A 3,275-nucleotide genomic window follows, 5' to 3' on the forward strand; every position below is an offset into this window, starting at 1 on the left:
TACCGCCACCAATACCAAGGCCTTTGGCATTGGTGGTGATAGAACTTTGATTGCGTAGTAACATTAAAGGCGATCGCGCAAAGATATTTCCGCCACCTCCTGTAGTGTCAGCAGTGATTTTGGCAGCGTTATTGAGATATATCGAGTTAGCGTTAAGTTTTAAATCACCCGCAGCCCCTGAGCCTGTACTACTTACAGTTATTTTACCTCCATCTTCAACTGCCAAGTTTCCTGTTGTCAGTGTCAAGTCACCACCTGCTCCTTGTCCTGTCGTCTCAGCCGAAATCACTGAGCCGTTACCAGTGAGATTAATAGATTCAGCGCTAATAGTGATGTCACCTGCATCCTTCTGCCCAGAAGTACTGGCTGTAAGTGCTGCACCATCGGTGATAGTTAGGGAGTTGGTGCTAACTGTTATATTGCCACCCTTTCCAGTTGAGCCTTCACTGACAGCAGTTGTCAACAGGCTTCGACCTTCAATGTCGCTGGGTTTAGGGCTTTCAAGCGAAGTCCCACTCAGTTCTATAGAAGAGGCGCGAACATTTAACTCACCCGCATTTCCGGCATTAATTGTAGAAACCGATGCTTGTGCTCCACCCTGAATTAATAACCGTCCAGTGTCAATAGTCAAGTTTCCAGCATCTCCTGTATTTGCAGTCCCAGAAATTACACCGCTCGGAAATGGACGATCTTCTACGAAGTTCAAGACTGAAGCTCCACCAAATCCAATCAAATCTTTTATTTGAGAGGCGGACAACCCTTGTTTTGAGGTGCCAACAAGTTCTACTGAATCAGTGGCATTAATGATCAATTCGCCTCCATTTCCAGAGCTGGAAGTACCCGCCGAGATAATTCCTCCATTGCTGACTATCAGCCTCTTAGTATTAATAACCAATTTGTTACCATTTCCAGGTCCCTGTGTTCCAGAAACTAAAGCGCTAGGAATATTATCTGATGAGGTGCCACTAAGTTCTACAGACTCAGAGGCGTTCACAGTCAATTCCCCTGCTGTCACAGGCAATTCCCCTCCTGGGTTCTTGTTATCAGTACCAGTTATCACCCATGCACCATCACGGACAATTAACCGTCTAGTATCAATGGTCAAGTTACCCCCTGATCCCAGACCGTCAGTATCATTACGCAATGAACTAGGAAGCTTATTTGTTGTAGCGAACACAGATAAGGGAGAATCATTAGCTGAGGTACCACTGAGTTCTATCAAGTCTGCCTTCACGGTTAAATCTCCTCCTTTTCCTGTGCTTGTTGTAGTTGCCGATACCACTGCCCCATTAGAGACAATTAACCGCCCAGTTTCAATGGTCACGTTTCCGGCATCTCCACTTCCAATAGGTAAAGAACTTAAAAAAGGATTATCACGAAGATTCTTGGGAAGAAGAGGCTTGACATCAAGGGAAGCGGAAAACAAGCCAATAGGAAAAGGAACAGGAAAATTGGAAGGTAAACCGAACAAATTAAGAATAGGAATATCGATGTCAATGTCAATCGTGCCGTTTGAAGAGGAACTACCAGTTAGTTCTATTGAGTCAGAGGCGTTCACAACCAGATCCCCAGCTTTACCACTAGAAATAGTAGCAGTCGCTACTGCTCCATCTTGAATAACCAATTTCCCTGTATCCACGCGTAAAGAACCACCATTTCCAGAACCAAAAACGGCGTTGTAGATAAAGCTATTTTCGATTCTCACTGTTCCTTTGGCGCTGAGGGTAACATCTCCGGCTTGGGCGTCATCGGCTCCTACAAGTGGGCTAATACCAGCACGTAGGCTACTTTTTCCTAAAACATTTATATCCTGAGCATTAATGGCAATACTACCGCCACCACCAGAAGCGACATTCACTTCAGCGCCGTTGGTAAGCGACACATTTGCTCGTGCTACATTATCTGGAAAATTTAAGCTGAAATTGTTGCTATTGGCATTAAGAGCAACTGTCCCCTCTGCTGCTAAACCTCCTAACTCCACTCGTCCACCAAGGGCATTTAATGAGCCACCATCTATGCTGACATCCCCTCCTACTGCCAGCAAACTACGATTATTATCAACACTTAAACTAGCTGAGTTATTTTCGATCGGCGCAGCAACAATTTGATTGAATAGAAGAGCCGAAGGATTGACCACCAGTAGTTCAGGATTATTTGGAGTAGAAGCACTAAAAAAACCTTGATTGCCAAACCCAATTGCCGACGCTGTAGTTGCTACAAAAGAACCACTAATATTTAATTGAGCATTTTGACCAAAAATAATGCCGTTGGGATTTATCAGGAACAGGTTAGCTGTACCTAATGTGCTAATTATTCCATCAATCTTAGAACTTGACCCACCCGTAACTCGGCTAATGATATTTTGAATATTTACAGCATTATTAAAGGAAGCAGTGCTACCAGTAGGCACAGAAAACTCACCAAAGCTGTGGAACAAGTTAGCACCAGCTTGTGTTCCCCCGGTGATGTTGAAGGTGTTACCGTCTTGTGTGACGTTGGAATTAATAGGTAAAGTGCCATCCGGGCTGATTTGAGCGATCGCACAATTAAAAGACACGCTGACACTCATCGCAATACCTACCACTGCACCCCAATAAGTTAAATGCCAACTACCAGACATTACAAGCCTCCACAACTATTACCAACACTAATATTTAGTTAAGCAAGTATCAAGTTAATCGCTGTCTATTACTTAATAATAAGACATAACCCAATCATGCTGTTTAGTGCTGTTAAAGTTTGAGTAAGCAATTATTGACGCCCATTTACTGATGAGCATGAGTTGCACTGCAAGATACAGCCTTGTGCCATGAACTACGACCCCCAGCAGGTAGATTAGCTGTAAGTACCACCTCTCCGTTTTTGTTTACCACCCATCCATTTGCTTCTACAATACGTTCTGGTGTGGTGGTAACTGCCTTAGTAGTAACAGGTGAATTGCTGCTTCGGCGTAGCCCGCCGTTGACGTTGGCGTTAGCGTCTCTCAAAGAGAAGCCTCTGGTAGAGTTGGCATCGCTGCTAGGTTTGAGCGCCACCCAACCGACTTCTACTGTGCCGTTCGGGAGAACATCCTTAGTGGGATTAGGAGGTAAACCGCCTCGTCCGGTGATAATAAAGCTGCTTTGAGCATAACCTGGACTATCGCAGACTTGCGCGACTTCAGTTTCTACAGCTATTGTGGGTAGCTCAACTAAGCCACTGTTGGGATCGATACCAGGTGTATTAAGTTCTACTGAACCGTTGAATTGAGAACTTGCTCCTGTAGCAGTGATGTC

Annotated in this window: 1 protein-coding gene and 1 pseudogene; both read right to left on the reverse strand. The window is 44.6% G+C overall.

All coding sequences use genetic code 11. From position 1 onward, the window contains the following. Positions 1-2,620, reverse strand: a 2,620-nt coding sequence (locus LC586_RS40105) for a two-partner secretion domain-containing protein (RefSeq protein WP_229491323.1), incomplete at its 3' end; no start/stop codon positions are given. A 145-nt stretch (positions 2,621-2,765) separates the two neighbouring features. Then, a pseudogene (locus LC586_RS40110) lies at positions 2,766-3,275 on the reverse strand (filamentous hemagglutinin N-terminal domain-containing protein); the annotation flags it as partial.

It is taken from the genome of Nostoc favosum CHAB5714 (genome assembly GCF_020829495.1).
Lineage (GTDB): Bacteria > Cyanobacteriota > Cyanobacteriia > Cyanobacteriales > Nostocaceae > Nostoc > Nostoc favosum.